Annotated in this window: 15 protein-coding genes; 6 read left to right on the plus strand and 9 right to left on the minus strand. The window is 61.8% G+C overall.

Going from position 1 to position 14,422, the window contains the following annotated elements; all coding sequences use genetic code 11:
• Positions 1–8: 8 nt before the first annotated feature.
• The 9 genes from MUN80_RS07100 to MUN80_RS07140 form a co-directional block, all read right to left on the minus strand.
• Complete coding sequence (locus MUN80_RS07100) at positions 9–671, minus strand: T9SS type A sorting domain-containing protein (RefSeq protein WP_244721581.1); 663 nt, start codon at positions 669–671, stop codon at positions 9–11.
• Complete coding sequence (locus MUN80_RS07105; RefSeq protein WP_244721583.1) at positions 593–2,722, minus strand: NHL repeat-containing protein; 2,130 nt, start codon at positions 2,720–2,722, stop codon at positions 593–595. Before MUN80_RS07105 ends, MUN80_RS07100 begins: the two co-directional genes overlap by 79 nt.
• Positions 2,695–3,048, minus strand: a complete 354-nt coding sequence (locus MUN80_RS07110; RefSeq protein WP_244721585.1) for a hypothetical protein — start codon at positions 3,046–3,048, stop codon at positions 2,695–2,697. Before MUN80_RS07110 ends, MUN80_RS07105 begins: the two co-directional genes overlap by 28 nt.
• Positions 3,049–3,160: 112 nt before the next feature.
• A complete protein-coding gene (locus MUN80_RS07115; protein WP_244721587.1) occupies positions 3,161–5,041 on the minus strand; it encodes an ATP-binding protein in 1,881 nt (626 codons plus the stop codon).
• Between the two features lie 135 nt (positions 5,042–5,176).
• On the minus strand, positions 5,177–5,743 hold the full coding sequence (locus MUN80_RS07120) for a PH domain-containing protein (RefSeq protein ID WP_244721590.1): 567 nt from the start codon (positions 5,741–5,743) through the stop codon (positions 5,177–5,179).
• A gap of 30 nt (positions 5,744–5,773) precedes the next feature.
• Positions 5,774–6,838 (minus strand): selenide, water dikinase SelD, encoded by a 1,065-nt coding sequence (gene selD / locus MUN80_RS07125; protein WP_244721592.1) that lies wholly within the window; start codon positions 6,836–6,838, stop codon positions 5,774–5,776.
• 294 nt (positions 6,839–7,132) lie between these two features.
• Positions 7,133–7,525, minus strand: coding sequence for a VOC family protein (locus tag MUN80_RS07130; RefSeq protein WP_244721595.1), 393 nt, complete (start codon positions 7,523–7,525; stop codon positions 7,133–7,135).
• Positions 7,526–8,566 (minus strand): tRNA 2-selenouridine(34) synthase MnmH, encoded by a 1,041-nt coding sequence (gene mnmH, locus MUN80_RS07135; RefSeq protein WP_244721598.1) that lies wholly within the window; start codon positions 8,564–8,566, stop codon positions 7,526–7,528.
• Between the two features lie 123 nt (positions 8,567–8,689).
• Positions 8,690–9,403, minus strand: a complete 714-nt coding sequence (locus MUN80_RS07140) for a pyridoxine 5'-phosphate synthase (protein ID WP_244721601.1) — start codon at positions 9,401–9,403, stop codon at positions 8,690–8,692.
• A 99-nt stretch (positions 9,404–9,502) separates the two neighbouring features.
• On the opposite strand from MUN80_RS07140, the gene MUN80_RS07145 reads away from it, so the two are divergent.
• The 6 genes from MUN80_RS07145 (at position 9,503) to MUN80_RS07170 (ending at position 14,403) form a co-directional block, all read left to right on the plus strand.
• Positions 9,503–9,967: a GatB/YqeY domain-containing protein gene (locus MUN80_RS07145; RefSeq protein ID WP_135396193.1), complete on the plus strand. Its 465-nt coding sequence runs from the start codon at positions 9,503–9,505 to the stop codon at positions 9,965–9,967.
• 96 nt (positions 9,968–10,063) lie between these two features.
• A complete protein-coding gene (locus MUN80_RS07150) occupies positions 10,064–10,585 on the plus strand; it encodes a CvpA family protein (protein WP_244721603.1) in 522 nt (173 codons plus the stop codon).
• A 103-nt stretch (positions 10,586–10,688) separates the two neighbouring features.
• Complete coding sequence (locus MUN80_RS07155; protein ID WP_244721606.1) at positions 10,689–11,330, plus strand: anthranilate synthase component II; 642 nt, start codon at positions 10,689–10,691, stop codon at positions 11,328–11,330.
• Complete coding sequence (locus tag MUN80_RS07160; RefSeq protein WP_244721609.1) at positions 11,314–12,093, plus strand: alpha/beta fold hydrolase; 780 nt, start codon at positions 11,314–11,316, stop codon at positions 12,091–12,093. The genes MUN80_RS07155 and MUN80_RS07160 overlap by 17 nt, the downstream gene beginning before the upstream one ends.
• 92 nt (positions 12,094–12,185) lie before the next feature.
• Positions 12,186–12,854, plus strand: coding sequence for a CBS domain-containing protein (locus MUN80_RS07165; RefSeq protein WP_244721612.1), 669 nt, complete (start codon positions 12,186–12,188; stop codon positions 12,852–12,854).
• Positions 12,855–12,984: 130 nt separating this feature from the next.
• The gene (locus MUN80_RS07170; RefSeq protein ID WP_244721614.1) at positions 12,985–14,403 is read left to right on the plus strand and encodes a BamA/TamA family outer membrane protein; all 1,419 of its coding nucleotides are present in this window, start codon (positions 12,985–12,987) and stop codon (positions 14,401–14,403) included.
• Positions 14,404–14,422 lie beyond the last annotated feature (19 nt).

Below are 14,422 nucleotides of genomic sequence, written 5' to 3' on the forward strand. Positions count from 1 at the left end.
AGTACAGGTTAGTGCCGAACTACCTTCAGTACTTGCTGCTGCGAGCCTTGGCGCACGGTGAGCGTGTACACGCCGGCTGGCCACCGGGCCGCCGCTGGCAGGGGCAGAGTCGTTTGCCCGGCCAGTAGGGATACCTGCTCACGCAGCCACTGCCGACCCGTAGCATCGTGGGCTATAATCTCTACCAAACCTGGCTGGGAATCGAGCAGCTGCACCGTGAGCTGGTGAGCAAAAGGGTTGGGGAAGGCCTGGGCCAGGCTCCGGGTTTGGCTCGCCGAACGGCTGCCCGTAATCGTCAGGTTCAGTCGGGCCAGGTATCCTACTGAATGCACGGCCGACGGGCTGGTCAGGGAAAGGGTGCCGAAGGTGGCCTGTTTTGCCCCGTAAATGCCCGCAAACTTGCCACCCAGGTACAGGTTGCCCGCATTATCGAGGGCCAGGCTGTGACCCACAGCTACGCCAGCCACGCCCTGGGCCCATTGCCACTGGCCCGTCGGTGTGAGCTTGGCCACGAAGGTGTCGTAGTAGCTGCGCTTGCTGTAGGGTAAGGTGGTGGAACCAAAAATAGCGCCGGCACTCCGGTAGATTCCGGTTACGTAGGCGCCACCGCTGGCATCGGCGGCAATAGCCCTGCCTTCGTTGGAGCCGCGCAGCCCCCGAGCGTGGCCCACTGCCACTGGCCGGTGGGGTTTACTTTGGCCACGTACACGTCGGCGCTGTCGGTGCTGGAAAGAATGATGTTGTCGAAGGCGGCCCCACCGCTGACGAAGCCCGTCACGTAGGCGTTGCCGCTGGCATCGGTAGCAATGCCGGCGGCCCCGTAATAGCCACTGCCCCGGGCACCCGTTGCCCATTGCCACTGGCCGGCTGCGTTAAGTTTGGCCACGTAGGCCGACGAGTAGCCCGGGCTGTTCAGCGTACTAGGGCCGAAGGTGGCCGCCGTTTGGTAGGAGCCGGCTATGTACACGTTGCCGGATGCATCCAGGGCCAGGCTGCTACCACGGTCATCGGTAGCGCCGCCGCCGCTGCTGGCCCACTGCCACTGCCCGTCGGCGTCGAGCCGGGCCACAAAAACTTCCTGGTTGCGGTTAGCTGAGGAGCTGGTTACCGAGAGGCTGCCAAACTGGGCCGTCGTGCTATAGAAGTGCCCGCTTACATACACCCGGCCACTACCATCCGTTGCCAGGCTACTGCCGGAGTCGTCGTCGGTGCCCCCGCCCCGCACGGCCCACTGCCACTGTCCGCTGGCATCGAGTTTAGCCACAAAGGCGTCGTAGCCATAGTAGCCGCCAGTAAGGCTGCTCAACACCGATGAGCCGAACGTAGCGCTGTTGCCCCGGAAGCTGCCGGTCAGGTACACGTTGCCGCTACCGTCGACGGCCAGGGCATTCCTGTCGAAATAGTCTCCTTTGCCGTAGCGGGCCGAGCCGGTGGTTTGCTTTACCCAGAGCCACTGGCCAGCGGCGCTGCGCTTGGCCACAAACAGGCTGTTGCCTGCCTGACTGCTCAGCGTGGTGGGGCCAAAAAGCAGGGTGCCGGTAAAAATGCCGGTTACGTACACGTTGCCAGCCGCATCGGTGGCCGTGGCGTGCACCGATGATTCGCCGCCGCCGTTGCTTTGCACGGCCCACTGCCACTGCCCGCTACCGTTCAGGCGAGCCACGAACAAGTCGGTGGTTCCGCTGCTGGTCAGGGTAGTGGTGCCAAAGGTGGTGCTGCCATAGATATAATGCCCCGTCACAAACACGTTGCCGGCCGCGTCCAGGGTCAAGCCGTTGCTACTGACGTTTTCCGTGCCGCTGTTTTGGGCGGCCCATTGCCACTGTCCGCTGCTGTTCATCTTGGCCACAAATGTACCCGCCTGCTGGCCGGGCTTGTCGAGCGAAAGGCTACCCAACGTCAGGCGGGGGCTGGTGAAGTTGCCGGTCAGGTAGGTGTTACCCGCGGCATCCACGAGTAGGGCGCTGGGGTGGTCCTGGGCTGTTCCGCCCGCTAGTGTGACCCACTGCCACTGCCCGGTAGGATTGAGCTTGGCCACGAACACCCGGCTCTCATACGGAACATTTACGCTGATGCTGCCGAAGCTAACTAGGCCGTATTCCGTCAGGCCAGCCACGTACACGTTGCCACCCGCATCAAGCCCCAGGCCCACCGTATAGTCACTGTTGTAGCCCCCGGCCTTGGTTACCCACTGCCACTGCCCGGCCGCGCTGAGCTTCGCCACAAACAGGTCGGGCAAGCCACTGCCGGCCACGGCGCTGCTGTTGGTCAAAGAGAAGCTTCCGAACGTGGCCGTGACGCCCCGGAAAGACCCCGTGACGTACACGTTGCCGCTGGCATCAGTTTGCAGGCCGTTGGTGGTGTTTTGCTTTTCGCTGCCTCCTTTCACGGCCCATTGCCACTGGCCGGCCGCACTGATTTTAGCCACGAAAACTTCGTTGCTGGTGGAGGTGAGCGTGGTGCTGCCAAAGGTGGCGCTAGTGCCGAAGTTGCCGGTCAGGTACACGTTGCCGCTGGCGTCGAGGGCAATGCGGCTGGCGTCTTTGCTGCCAGGGCCACTGGCCTGGTAGGCCCACAGCCACTGCCCGCCGCTGCTCAGCTTTGCCACGTACAGGTCGGAGCCGTAGGGGTTAGAGCAGGTGTTGGTGAGCGTGGTAGCGCCCAGCGTGAGGGTGCGCCCGCCAAAGGCGCCGGCTACGTACAGGTCACCGGCGGCATCCACGGCCAGGTCGGCGCCGCCCGGGCCGCTGATAATCCACTGGCAGGTGCCGGTGCCGGCCTGCAGCTTGGCAATAAAGGAGCTGTACTCATCACTGCGCAGAGTGCGGCCCCCAAGCTGATAGCGCCCTGGAAGGAGCCCGTAACGTAGAGGCCACCGGTTCCGTCGGCAATGGTATGGACACCGGTGGCCTGCCCGTTCAGCTCAGACGTGCCAATGGCCTGGGCCATATTCCAGCTCTGGGCCCGGCCGTCATAGCCGGTCAGAAGCAGCAGGAAGGTAAGCCAGGCGCCGAGCAGGTGCGGCCAAGTGCGTAACGGTTGGAGCATATAAACAAAGAATAATGAGAGGCTACTTACTGCAGTAGTCTGGCCGGTAGGAGAAAATGTGAATAAAGGTACGGCCCCGGCTTACCTTTTAAAACCATCCTGGGCGGGGCTGCTAACCCCGGGCCGCTGGCAGCCCGACCAACACGCTGGTTCCGCCGTCGGGTGTGCTACGGATATCGAGCGTACCGCCGTGGCGTTGTACGAAGGCCTTGCACAGCAGCAGTCCCAGCCCCGTGCCCGTGCGGGACCCGAGCAGGGTGGTCGAGGCCTGAATCGGACCGGAACTGAGCAGTTCGGTTACCAAGTTGGCCGGCATGCCGCGGCCCGAGTCTGTCACGGTCAGCAGCACATTGGCTCCGGCCTTGGCTGCTGCAAACTGCACGGTGCCGCCGGGCGGCGTAAACTTCAGCGCGTTGCCCACCAGGTTGCGCAGAATGGTCCGGGTCATGTTGTGGTCGGCCCAGAGCGTGAGGCCGGCCGGATGCACGGCCTCCAGGGAAATCTGCTTGGCCTCGGCCGTGGTTTGGTAGAGCTGCTGATTCTCGGCGAACAACTCGGCCACATCCAGCTGCTCGGGACGGTAGGCCAGCTCTCCGGTCTGGCTCACGGCCCAATTCAGCAGGTTGTCGAGCAGGTTGTTCAGGCTCTGGGCCGACTGCCGCACCAGGGCTGGCAGCCGCTGCAGCCCTTCTTCGTCTTTGCGTTTGAGGTAAAAGCCAATCAGCTCGGTCACGCCCACAAACGACGTGACCGGACCGCGCAGGTCGTGGGCCACAATGGCGTAGAGCCGGTCTTTGGAGGCGGCCATCTGCCGCAGTTCGGCGGTAGTTTCCTGCAGCACCACGTTGTTGGCGGCCAGGGCAGCCCGGCTGCGACGCAACTGCCAGTAGAGCAGGCCCGCACCCAGCAACCCCAGCACCAGAGCGGTAATAACTCCCCACAGTTCCCGGTTGCGCAGCTGCTGGAGCTCGGCCTGCTGGGTTAGCAACTGGATCTGCTTTTCCCGGTCTTCGCTGTCGTAGCGGCTTTGCAGGGCAGTGAGCGTGGCCAGGCGGCGGCCGTTGTTGAGCGAGTCGTTCAGGGCGGCGTAGTGCTGCTGCCACTGGTAGGCCTGTTGGTACTGCCGCTGCCGGGCCGTCACCTCGGCCAGCATATTGTAGGCATCCAGAACCCGTTCTTTGCTTTGCCCCAGGCGGGCCTGCCGGAGCGAGAGCCGGGCCAGGGCCGCCGCTTCCGGCGTGCGTCCGGTTTCGAGCAGCACCATGCTGAGCAAGGCCAAGTCGCCGGCCTCGTAGCGGGGCTGGTGGGCCTGCTGGGTCAGGGCCAGAGACTGGCGGATCAGTTTTTCAGCCAGCGCGTAACGCTGCCCATAGAAGTGGTAAGTGCCCAAGTTAGCCAGGTAGATAGACTCGTTCATCCGGTTGCCGGTGCGCCGGGCCAGTTCCAGGGCCATATCGGTGTAGCGCAAAGCGCGGGCATCCTGGCCCAGATGGAAAAACAGGCTCGACAGGTTACCGTACAGGGTCAGGAGCGTGGCGGGCTGCACGCCCTTGTGGCCGGCCAGGCGCAGGGCGTGGCGGTAGTGCTGCCAGGCACTGGCCGTGTCGCTGCGCTCATGGTGCACGGCGGCCATGGTCGTATGGCTGCGCACCAGGCCGTCAGCATCGCCCAGGTGGCGGGCCAGGGCCTGCGACTCGGCATAGAGCTGCAGGGCGTGGGCTCCGTCGGAGAGCACCGCGTAGCAACTGCCTAGCGTGGCTAAGCTGTGCATCAGGCCGCGCTGGTCCTGCAACTGCTGGGCCAGAGCCACGGCCTGCTCGCCGTAGCGCCGGGCCGTATCGGGCATAATATCGTGAAGGGCGTAGCTAAGCGAATCAAGCTCTCGTACCCGCTGGGGTGAGGCTGGCCGGCTGCGCCAGCGGTTCTTCGGGCTAGCCGTACCGACGGGCGCCTGAGCCCAAAGTAGTTGACCAGCAGCAAACAGGAGCAGCAAGCACAGGAAAAAACGCCGCATTAGGTCAGGCAATAGAAGAAAGTCCGTAAAGATAGGGCTTCTCAGCGTACTGTTGACCTTGCAGATAGTACTTTTTCAGGAAGGTGGCTAGGATGCCTGCTCCCGGCCGCCTGCTTACAAAAAGCAGAACCAGTGTTGCCGGGGCTCCAGGTGGGAGTTGCGCAAAAATTCGGCTACCGGGCCCAAGTTGGTAAGCAGAGACGTAAGCGTAAGCACCTGCCCCGAGGCCAGATGGAGGCGCAGGAAGTTGTAATTGCTCCAGAAAAAGCGCGGTGAGCGGCACGTCACATACTCCACCCGCACCAGGTCGCGCTGGGCGAAGCGGACGAGCTGCCGGTCCTCGTACACCTCCAGCTTGTTCTGCTTCGGGTCGAAAACCAGCGTCGTGTGAAGGTTATGGGCGTAATATTGGGCGTGCAGGATGAGGGCCGGTACGGAAAAGCCGAGAATCACGGCCGCCAGGGCCGTGAGCAGTACCAGCTCGTAGGCACTCAGCGTGCCCAGATATAGAAACGAAATCAGGAAGGGCAGGCCTACGCTCATGCACAGCAGGGGCCAAAACAGCAAGTAGAGCTGCCGCAGAAACGTGGGCCGGTACACCCGGCTGGCCTTGGTAAAAAAGCCGGTGATAAAGCGCAACCCAAACACGATGGCGCACACCGCCACCGTGAATTCGAGCAAGGGCCGCAGAAAAGGAAACAGCTTCACCTTCTACTTGACCTCAATCCAGGGTTCCCCGGCCACGTGGGGGCGCAGGCTGCCGAATGATTCGAGCTGCAAGCCGTACTGCTCGAACACGGCCTGAACCTGGGCCCGGCCGCCGGGTTCCACGCACACCAGCAGGCCGCCCGAAGTCTGAGGGTCACAGAGCCACTGGCGCTGCTCGTCGGTTATTTCCCCGATTTTGTGGCCGTAGCTGTCCCAGTTGCGCACCGTGCCGCCGGGTACGGCTTTCTGCTGCCGGTACTGCTCAGCCTCGGCCAGCAAAGGCACCTTGCTAAACTCCACTTCGGCTGTCAGGTTGCTGCCTTCGCACACTTCCGCGAGGTGACCCAGCAGGCCGAAGCCCGTTACATCGGTCATGGCCCGCACGGCCGCGAGCTGGCCCAGGTCAAAGCCGATTTTGTTGAGCTGCATCATGCTCCGGGGCGCAATCTGTTCGTGCTCGGGCAGCAGAATGCCGCGCTTCTGGGCCGTGGTGAGCATGCCCACGCCCAGGGGCTTGGTCAGATACAGCTCGCAGCCGGCCGTAGCGGTGTCGTTCTGCTTCAGGTTCGGAATATCGAGCATCCCGGTCACGGCCAAGCCGAAAATGGGCTCCGGCGAATCGATGCTGTGGCCGCCGGCCAGCGGAATGCCGGCCTCGGCGCAAATGCTGCGGCTGCCCTCAATCACCCGGCGGGCTACTTCGGGCGCCAGCTTATCAATGGGCCAGCCCAGCACGGCAATGGCCATGACGGGCCGGCCGCCCATGGCGTACACGTCCGAAATAGCGTTGGCCGAGGCGATGCGCCCGAAGTCATAGGCGTCGTCCACAATAGGCATGAAGAAGTCGGTGGTGCTGATGATGGCTTGCCCGCCGCCGATGTCGTACACGGCCGCGTCGTCGCGGCTGCTGTTGCCGACCAGCAGCTTCTCGTGCTCGGGTTGAGCTATGCTGGTGTGCAGAATCTGGTCGAGCACCTTGGGCGCGATTTTGCAGCCGCAGCCCGCGCCGTGGCTATACTGGGTCAGGCGAATCTGGTCGGTGGCAGGGGAGGAGGTATCGGGAAGCATAAGGCAACAAAGTCAGAAGTGGGCCAAGATAACCACGAAAGGCGGCAAAGGTCCTGGAAAAATATAGTCGGCTCTGCCGCTCCGAAAGTAGCAAGGCAGACCTCGAACAAGGAAAAAACCAGCTGGCTAGTTCCGATTGATATTTGGCTGCACCAGATTGCCGTTAAGCCAGAACCTGCGTCGCTTGGGAGAGTCGGCTTCGAGGTGACGCCCTCGTCAAGAAAGCTTGAGGCCCGAAGCTATCCGCCAGCTAACACCCCAAGCCGGCCGACCTGTTGCATATAGAGCCCCGGGCTACAGCGCCCACGCGGCCCGCTGCAGCACCACGCGGTAACCGTCGGGGTCTTCGAAGGTGCGGCCCTGCTGGTCCCAATAGGGGTTGTAAGACGGCACGGGCGGGTAGCCGTGGTCGAGCAGGCGCTGTACGGCTGCCTGCCACTCGGCCGCGTCGGGCAGGTAGAAGACCAGCAGGTTGTCGGCAGTGGGGGCCCGGCCCGCGGTATGGCCAGGCTGGTGGGTAAACTCGAAATGATAGGGCCCGGCCAGATGGCCCAGCATCACCCCATCGAAGCCGTTGTGGGCCGTGAAGGAAGTCAGCTCCGGCAGGCCCAGCCCGTCGCGGTAAAAGCGAATTACGGCTGCCAAATTATCGGTGGGGCGGGCTACCCGCAGCTTCGGAACCAGCATTTAGGCAGTTACTAGTAAGCCAGCGTCCCGGGCAGCGGCCAGCACCAGATCGGCATTTACCCGTGGGTCGCAGGTGTCGGACGGAATGCGGATAACCTGGCTGTTGGTCTTGTTGTCGAGCCCGAAGCCGTAGGTTTTGTCATAGTAGGAGAGGGCAATATCGACCATTTGCTCCATGTCGCCGGCCTCAATGGCGGCCAGGGCCTGTTTGGTCGCCAGGCCGCCCAGCCGCTTGCCGATGCGCTGAATGGCCTCGGTCAATTGCTGCGGGTCTTCCTTGCCGTATTCGGCCGCCAGCTTGCTCGTGCGTACCGGGCGCGGGATGTCGAGCACCAGTAGGGGGGCGGCGCGCATCTGCTCAAACAGGGCCTTGGGAATGTTGAGGCGCCCGATGGTCAGGCTCTCGTCTTCCAGCCAGGGCGTGACGCCCTGCGGCAACTGATCCAGCACCAGAGCCAGGTTGTTTTCGAACTGCTCGGGCGTGGGCTGGGGCGGCAGGCCGATGGCCCCAAACGAGGACCCCTTATGGCTGGCCAGCCCCTCCAGGTCGACAATGGTTTCGCCGCGGCTAGCCAACTCGTGCAGCACGTCGGTTTTGCCCGAGCCGGTAAGGCCGCCCAGAATCAGCATTGGCCGGGGCTCCGCGAACTGGGCCAGGGCCCAGCGGCGGTAATCCTTGTAGCCTTTATCAAGCAAATGCACCTTGAAGCCGGCCAGCTCCAGCAGCCAGTGCACGGCCCCGCTCCGCATGCCGCCCCGCCAGCAGTGCAGCCGCACTTCCTTGTTAGGAGCCAGCTTTTGGGCCTGCTTCACCATTCGGCTCATCTTGGGCCCAAAAAAGTCGAGCCCGATGTGGATGGCCCGGTCCTGGCTGACCTGCTTGTAGGTCGTGCCGATGCGGGCCCGCTCCTCATCCGAAAACAGCGGCAAGCTCAGCGCCCCCGGAATATGGCCGTGGGCGTACTCAATGGGCGCGCGCACGTCCAGAATGGGGGCATCAGCAGGCCCGGTCAGAAAATCGGAGAGGGGAATACGAGGCAAGTTGGGAGAGGTGAAATGGTGAAATAGTGAGATGGTGAGTTGATGTTCGGGTAAGCTGTGGTTCAAACCGTGCGGAGCTGCGCCATTCAAACGAAAAACTCACCAGTTGACCATTTCACTATCTCACACCAGCTGCCGGCGGTAGAGCTGAATGGTATTTTCCAGCCCGTAGTACAGCGCGTCGCACACCAGGGCGTGCCCGATGCTAACCTCGGCCAGCCCGGGTAAGTTCTGGTGCAGGTAGGCCAGGTTTTCCAAATCCAGGTCGTGGCCGGCGTTAAGGCCGAGGCCCAGCTGCTGGGCCAGGGTGGCCGCCACGGCGTAGGGGGCAATAGCGGCGGCCGGGTCCTGGGGGTACTGGCGGGCGTAGTCTTCGGTGTAGAGCTCAATCCGGTCGGTGCCCGTGGCCACGGCGGCCTTCACCATGGCCGGGTCGGGGTCGAGGAAGATAGACACCCGGCAGCCAATGGATTTGAGCTCCGTGACCACGCCAATCAGATAAATCTGGTGGGTGATGGTGTCCCAGCCGGCGTTGGAGGTAATAGCGTCGGGCGCGTCGGGTACCAGCGTCACCTGCTCGGGCCGCACTTCGCGCACCAAGTCGATGAAGTCGGGCGTGGGGTTGCCCTCCACGTTGAGCTCGGTGGTCACGATCTGGCGCAGGTCGCGCACGTCCTGGTAGCGGATATGGCGCTCATCGGGTCGGGGGTGCACCGTGATGCCCTGGGCGCCAAACCGCTCACAGTCACGGGCTACCTGCAACACATCGGGACGGTTGTGGCCGCGGGCATTCCGCAGCGTGGCGATTTTATTTATGTTTACGCTAAGTTTCGTCATGAGAGAAGGCGAAAATCTGACTCCAAAACGGCCCGCGTGGGTCATTGATACGCGGCCAGTCGGAATCTACGGGTTCCAGACATTTACTACTACAAACTTATGGCTCTGAAGGAAACCATCGACGCGGATATCAAAAAGGCTATGCTGGCCAAGGACAAAGTTCGGCTCCAGGCCCTGCGTAGCATCAAGTCGCAGATCATGCTGGCCGAAACGGCCGAAGGGGCCCACGGTGCTGCCCTGACCGAGGACGCCGAACTCAAGCTGCTCAACAAAGCCGCCAAGCAGCGCCGCGAAGCCGCCGAAACCTACCAGAAGCAGTTCCGCTCCGACCTGGAAGAAATCGAGCTAGCCGAGCTGGCCATCATCGAAGAGTACCTGCCCCAGCAGCTCTCAGAAGCTGATCTGGTCGAAAAGCTCGTGGGCATCATCCAGCGCGTGGGTGCCACCGGCCCCTCCGACCTGGGCAAGGTAATGGGCGTTGCCGCCCGGGAGTTGTCCGGCCAGGCCGACGGCAAGATGATTTCTCAAGTCGTCAGCAACCTGCTCAACAACACGAATGTCTAGCTGCGAATGAGTGACTGAGTGAATAAGTGAGTTGGTTGTTCAACTTGCGCAGTCAGAACAAAAACTCACTCAGTCACTCAGTCACCACCTCACATTATGTCCGGCTTCGATATTCTGCTGCTGATTCCGCTGGGTGTGGGGGCCGTCAAAGGCTTCCGGCGCGGACTGGTGCTGGAGACGGCTTCGCTGCTGGCCTTCGTGCTGGGCATTATCGGCGGACTGGCCTTACTCAACGACGCGGTTCCGCTGGTGCGCAACTACGTGGGTGAGGCTTTCGGAATGTTGCCCATCGTGTCGTTTCTGCTGGTGTTTGTGCTTATCACCTGGGGCGTACACATGGCGGGCGGCCTGGTTAAAACGGCCGTGCACCTGACGCCCCTGGGCATGCTCGACAACCTGCTGGGCGGGGCCGCCGGGGCCCTGAAATGGGTGTTAGGCATTAGCTTGCTGCTGCACGGCATCGGCTTTGCTGGGCTCAAGCTTATTTCGCCTACGGTCGTCGCCGACTCGCAAGTATTGCCCGTAGTGCAGCAGGCCACCCCGTTTGCCCTCGAAATCGTGGGCTTCGTGCTGCCCTTCGCTACCACGCTGCTCGAGCAGCTACGTGGAGTGTTCTAACCTTCTGGCGAAGTCGACGGTTACGGTACTGACGGGCCCGCCCAAGGGAAATGCGCGGGCCGCTGCCAACCTTTGCGCCGGAAAACCGCTCCGTACGCTATATATGCGCCTGCTGCTGCTCGACAACTTCGACTCGTTCACCTTCAACCTGCTGGATTACTTTCAGCAGCTCGGGGCCGCCGTGCAGGTTGTCCGCAACGACGTGTCGCTCGAGCAAATCAGGCAATATGAGTTCGACGGCATCGTTCTGTCGCCGGGGCCTGGTACACCGGCCAAGGCGGGCTGTTTGCTGCAGGTTATCGAGGAATACTACCAGCGCGTGCCTATGCTAGGCGTGTGCCTAGGTCACCAGGCGTTGGGCGAGTTCTTCGGAGCCCGGCTTCAGCGGGCAGCTCGGCCCATGCACGGTAAAGTGTCGGACATAGCTGTGGCCTCCTCGGCCGACCCGCTGTTTGCCGGTCTGCCGCCGCAATTTGCTGTCACGCGCTACCATTCACTGATTGTCAATTTATTACCTCCCGATTTAGAGGCCCTGGCTTACACCACCGATGCGGCGCACGAACTGATGGGATTCCGGCACCGTACCTACCCTTTGTACGGCGTCCAGTTTCATCCTGAAGCGCTGCTCACTTCCCACGGGCTGGCACTTCTCCGCAATTGGGTCAAGTGTTGTATCATTGCGAAGGATGGTCACTCAGCCCTAGCCGGCCTCGAAATCTCCCCCGAAGATGGAATTGCAGATTAAGGAACAGAACGGTTTTCAGTATGTAGAAGAAGGCTCGGGCGAGGTGCTGCTGCTCTTGCACGGCCTGTTCGGAGCCCTGAGCAACTGGCAGGACGTTATCCAGGAATTTGGCACCGACTACCGGGTGATTATCCCGCTGCTGCCCATCTACGACATGCCCCTGACTCAGGCCGGGGTGCCCGGACTGGTCAATTACGTGGAAGACTTTCTACGGGAAATGCGCCTGCAAGAGCCCATGACGGTGCTTGGCAACTCCCTCGGCGGCCACATTGCCCTGGTATATGCCCTGCGCAACCCCCAGATGGTGCAGCGTCTGGTACTCACGGGCAGCAGTGGCTTGTTTGAAGACTCGATGGGCGGCTCTTTCCCCAAGCGCGGCAACTATAATTTCGTGCAGGAGCGCGTGGCCTACACCTTCTACGACCCCAGCATTGCTACCAAGGACCTGGTCGATGAGGTCTTCAACGTGACCAATTCCAACACCAAGGTGCTACGCATCATCAACATTGCCCGCTCAGCCCAGCGCCACAACCTGGGCAAGGAGCTCACCAAGATTACCGTGCCCACGCTGCTGGTCTGGGGCCTGAACGACACGATTACGCCCCCGATGGTGGCCCATGAGTTTGAGCGCCTGCTGCCCAATGCCGAGCTGCATTTTCTGGACCATTGCTGCCACGTGCCCATGATGGAACGGCCCCAGGATTTCAACCTGTTGCTGCGGCAGTTTCTGCGCCGCACGACCCTGGAGCCGGCCCTGACGTAAGTACCGCAAACAAATTGCCCGCTTGGGCGCTTATTGGCGCCCACCCCATCTAGTTTAATTCTGGCTTTCAGTTCTTTCTGCCCATGCATTCGATGATTGCTGAAGACTTGCTCAACCAAATGATTCCGCCGCTGAAGGTGTCGGACTCAGCCGGGAAGGCGGCCAAGTGGCTGGAAGAATTCCACGTTGGCCAGTTGCCCGTACTCGACAACCGCCTCTACCGCGGCCTGATTACCGAAGCTGATCTGCTCGACCATGACCAGCCCGACGAGCCGCTGACCAACGTCACGTTTGGCTTTGCCGACGTACACGTGCAGCGCGACCAGCATTTTTACAGCATTATGGAGCTGGCTATCCAAAATAAGCTGCAGCTCGTGCCCGTGCTTGATGACAAGCAGGAGTACCTGGGCGTGGTTACCGTCGGCGACACGCTGGCCGCGTTCGGCCAGCTGCCGATAGCTGCGGGGCAGGGCGGTATTCTGGTGCTGTCCATGGATGAGCGGGACTACTCTCTGACCCAGATTAGCCGCTACGTAGAGGAAAACAACGCCAAGGTCCTCAGTGCCCACGTAGCCCAGGACGAGCACGACCCCTACAAAATTCGCCTGACGCTGAAGCTCAATACCCCTAATATGGCCCGCATTACGGCCACGCTTGAGCGGTTTGGCTACGTTATTACCGCCCAGTTCAGCGGGGCTGGGGAGGTTGGCGAAAACGAGCAGGAGCGTTTCGATGGTCTGCTCAAATACCTAAGCCTGTAGGTGAACAATTACTGCCCGAGCGTTGAATTCTGACCCCGTGGCTCGGCCCGATTGTGCCCCGGCCAGTGAGTCCGGACCTAGGCAATTCAACCTTCACCGCGCTGCGTTCAGCTTTTCTTTCCTGCTGCTGTTGCTGCTGGGGTGCTGGGCTGTTGCTCCGGCCTCGGCCGCCACGCTGCCTGATTCTGTCCGCCGGGCCCCACTGGACAGCCTGATCTTGGCGCAGTGTCCTGGCTACCCAGTCCTGCGCGTGGCCTCTGTTCTGTTTGTGGGCAATGAAGTCACCAAGGAGCGGATTCTGCGGGCCGAGCTGGACTTTCGCGAAGGCGACACGCTGCAGGCCGCCACCCTGGCCCGCTGTCTCGAAGCCAACCGCCTGCGCGTGTTCAACCTGCAGCTTTTCCACCACGTGCTGGTGCAACCGGTGTGCCGCAACGGTGAGCTGACCATCCTCTTCAGCGTGCAGGAGCGGTGGTACACCTTTCCCATTCCCATCCTGTCGCTGGCCGACCGTAACTTCCGGTCCTGGCTCGACCGGCCCGACCGCTGGCGCCGGGTCGACTACGGTCTGCACGTGGAGCGCAAAAACTTTCGGGGCCGTAACGAGGAAATCCGGGGCAACCTGCAATTAGGCTTCAACCGCAAGTATGAGCTCTTTTACGATACGCCCGGCTACGGCAAGCTTCGGCGCCTGGGCTTCGGGGTAGGAGGGTCGTACTTCCGCAGCCACTCCCTGGATTATGCCACCGTCGAGGATAAGCTAGTCAACTTCCGGGATGATACCGGCTTTCCCATCGAGCGGCGCTATGTCACGGCTGGTCTGCGTTGGCGCTACACTGTGCAGCGCCGCACGCTACTTGACGTGTCGTATCACCGCGAAACGATTTCTGACTCCATCGTACGCCGCAATCCCGACTACTACCTCAGCGGCAGCCGCCGGGACTACGTGGATGTGGCCCTGACGACTATTTTCAACCACCGCAACACCTTTGCCTATCCGCTCACGGGCCATTACCTGCAGTTAAGTCTGATTCAGCGCCTGTTTGTCACGAAGGCTCCGCCCATCACCACCTTACGGGCCCAGGTATCCAAATATGTAGCGCTGGGTCATGATTTCTACTACAGCGCCAGCGTGCAGGGGCAAGTCCGGGTCAGTGAGCGGGTGGCCTACGCCGACAACCGCGCCCTGGGCTTTAGTGAGTTGGTGCGGGGCTACGACCAGTACGTGGTGGATGGCCGCCACTACGGCCTGGTGCAACAGGGTATTTCGTACCGGCTCTGGGACGCGGGCCGCCTCAAGCTTGGTGGCATCGATAACCCCAAAATCAATAGCATTCCCTTAGTAGTCTATTTAAATACCTTTGCCGACGCCGGTTACGTGGCCAGCCGCGGGGCTGAGCGCGGCAGCCGGTTGCCAAACCGGTTGCAGGCTGCTGCTGGCATCGGTTTGCACCTGGTCACGTATTACGACCGGGTTATTACCCTGGAGTATACCCGCAATGTTCTAGGGCAAGGCGGGTTTTTTCTGCGCACCGAATTTCCCATCTAGCCCCGGTAAGTCGCCGGTG

The organism is Hymenobacter cellulosivorans, from assembly GCF_022919135.1.
Lineage (GTDB): Bacteria > Bacteroidota > Bacteroidia > Cytophagales > Hymenobacteraceae > Hymenobacter > Hymenobacter cellulosivorans.

Excerpts from the sequence above, each read along its gene's own strand:
- MUN80_RS07140 (WP_244721601.1), bottom strand. The coding sequence starts at position 9,403 with ATGACGAAACTTAGCGTAAACATAAATAAAATCGCCACGCTGCGGAAT.
- MUN80_RS07130 (WP_244721595.1), bottom strand. The coding sequence starts at position 7,525 with ATGCTGGTTCCGAAGCTGCGGGTAGCCCGCCCCACCGATAATTTGGCA.
- MUN80_RS07110 (WP_244721585.1), bottom strand. The coding sequence starts at position 3,048 with ATGCTCCAACCGTTACGCACTTGGCCGCACCTGCTCGGCGCCTGGCTT.
- selD (WP_244721592.1), bottom strand. The coding sequence starts at position 6,838 with ATGCTTCCCGATACCTCCTCCCCTGCCACCGACCAGATTCGCCTGACC.
- MUN80_RS07155 (WP_244721606.1), top strand. The coding sequence starts at position 10,689 with ATGCGCCTGCTGCTGCTCGACAACTTCGACTCGTTCACCTTCAACCTG.
- MUN80_RS07150 (WP_244721603.1), top strand. The coding sequence starts at position 10,064 with ATGTCCGGCTTCGATATTCTGCTGCTGATTCCGCTGGGTGTGGGGGCC.
- MUN80_RS07145 (WP_135396193.1), top strand. The coding sequence starts at position 9,503 with ATGGCTCTGAAGGAAACCATCGACGCGGATATCAAAAAGGCTATGCTG.
- MUN80_RS07160 (WP_244721609.1), top strand. The coding sequence starts at position 11,314 with ATGGAATTGCAGATTAAGGAACAGAACGGTTTTCAGTATGTAGAAGAA.
- MUN80_RS07165 (WP_244721612.1), top strand. The coding sequence starts at position 12,186 with ATGATTGCTGAAGACTTGCTCAACCAAATGATTCCGCCGCTGAAGGTG.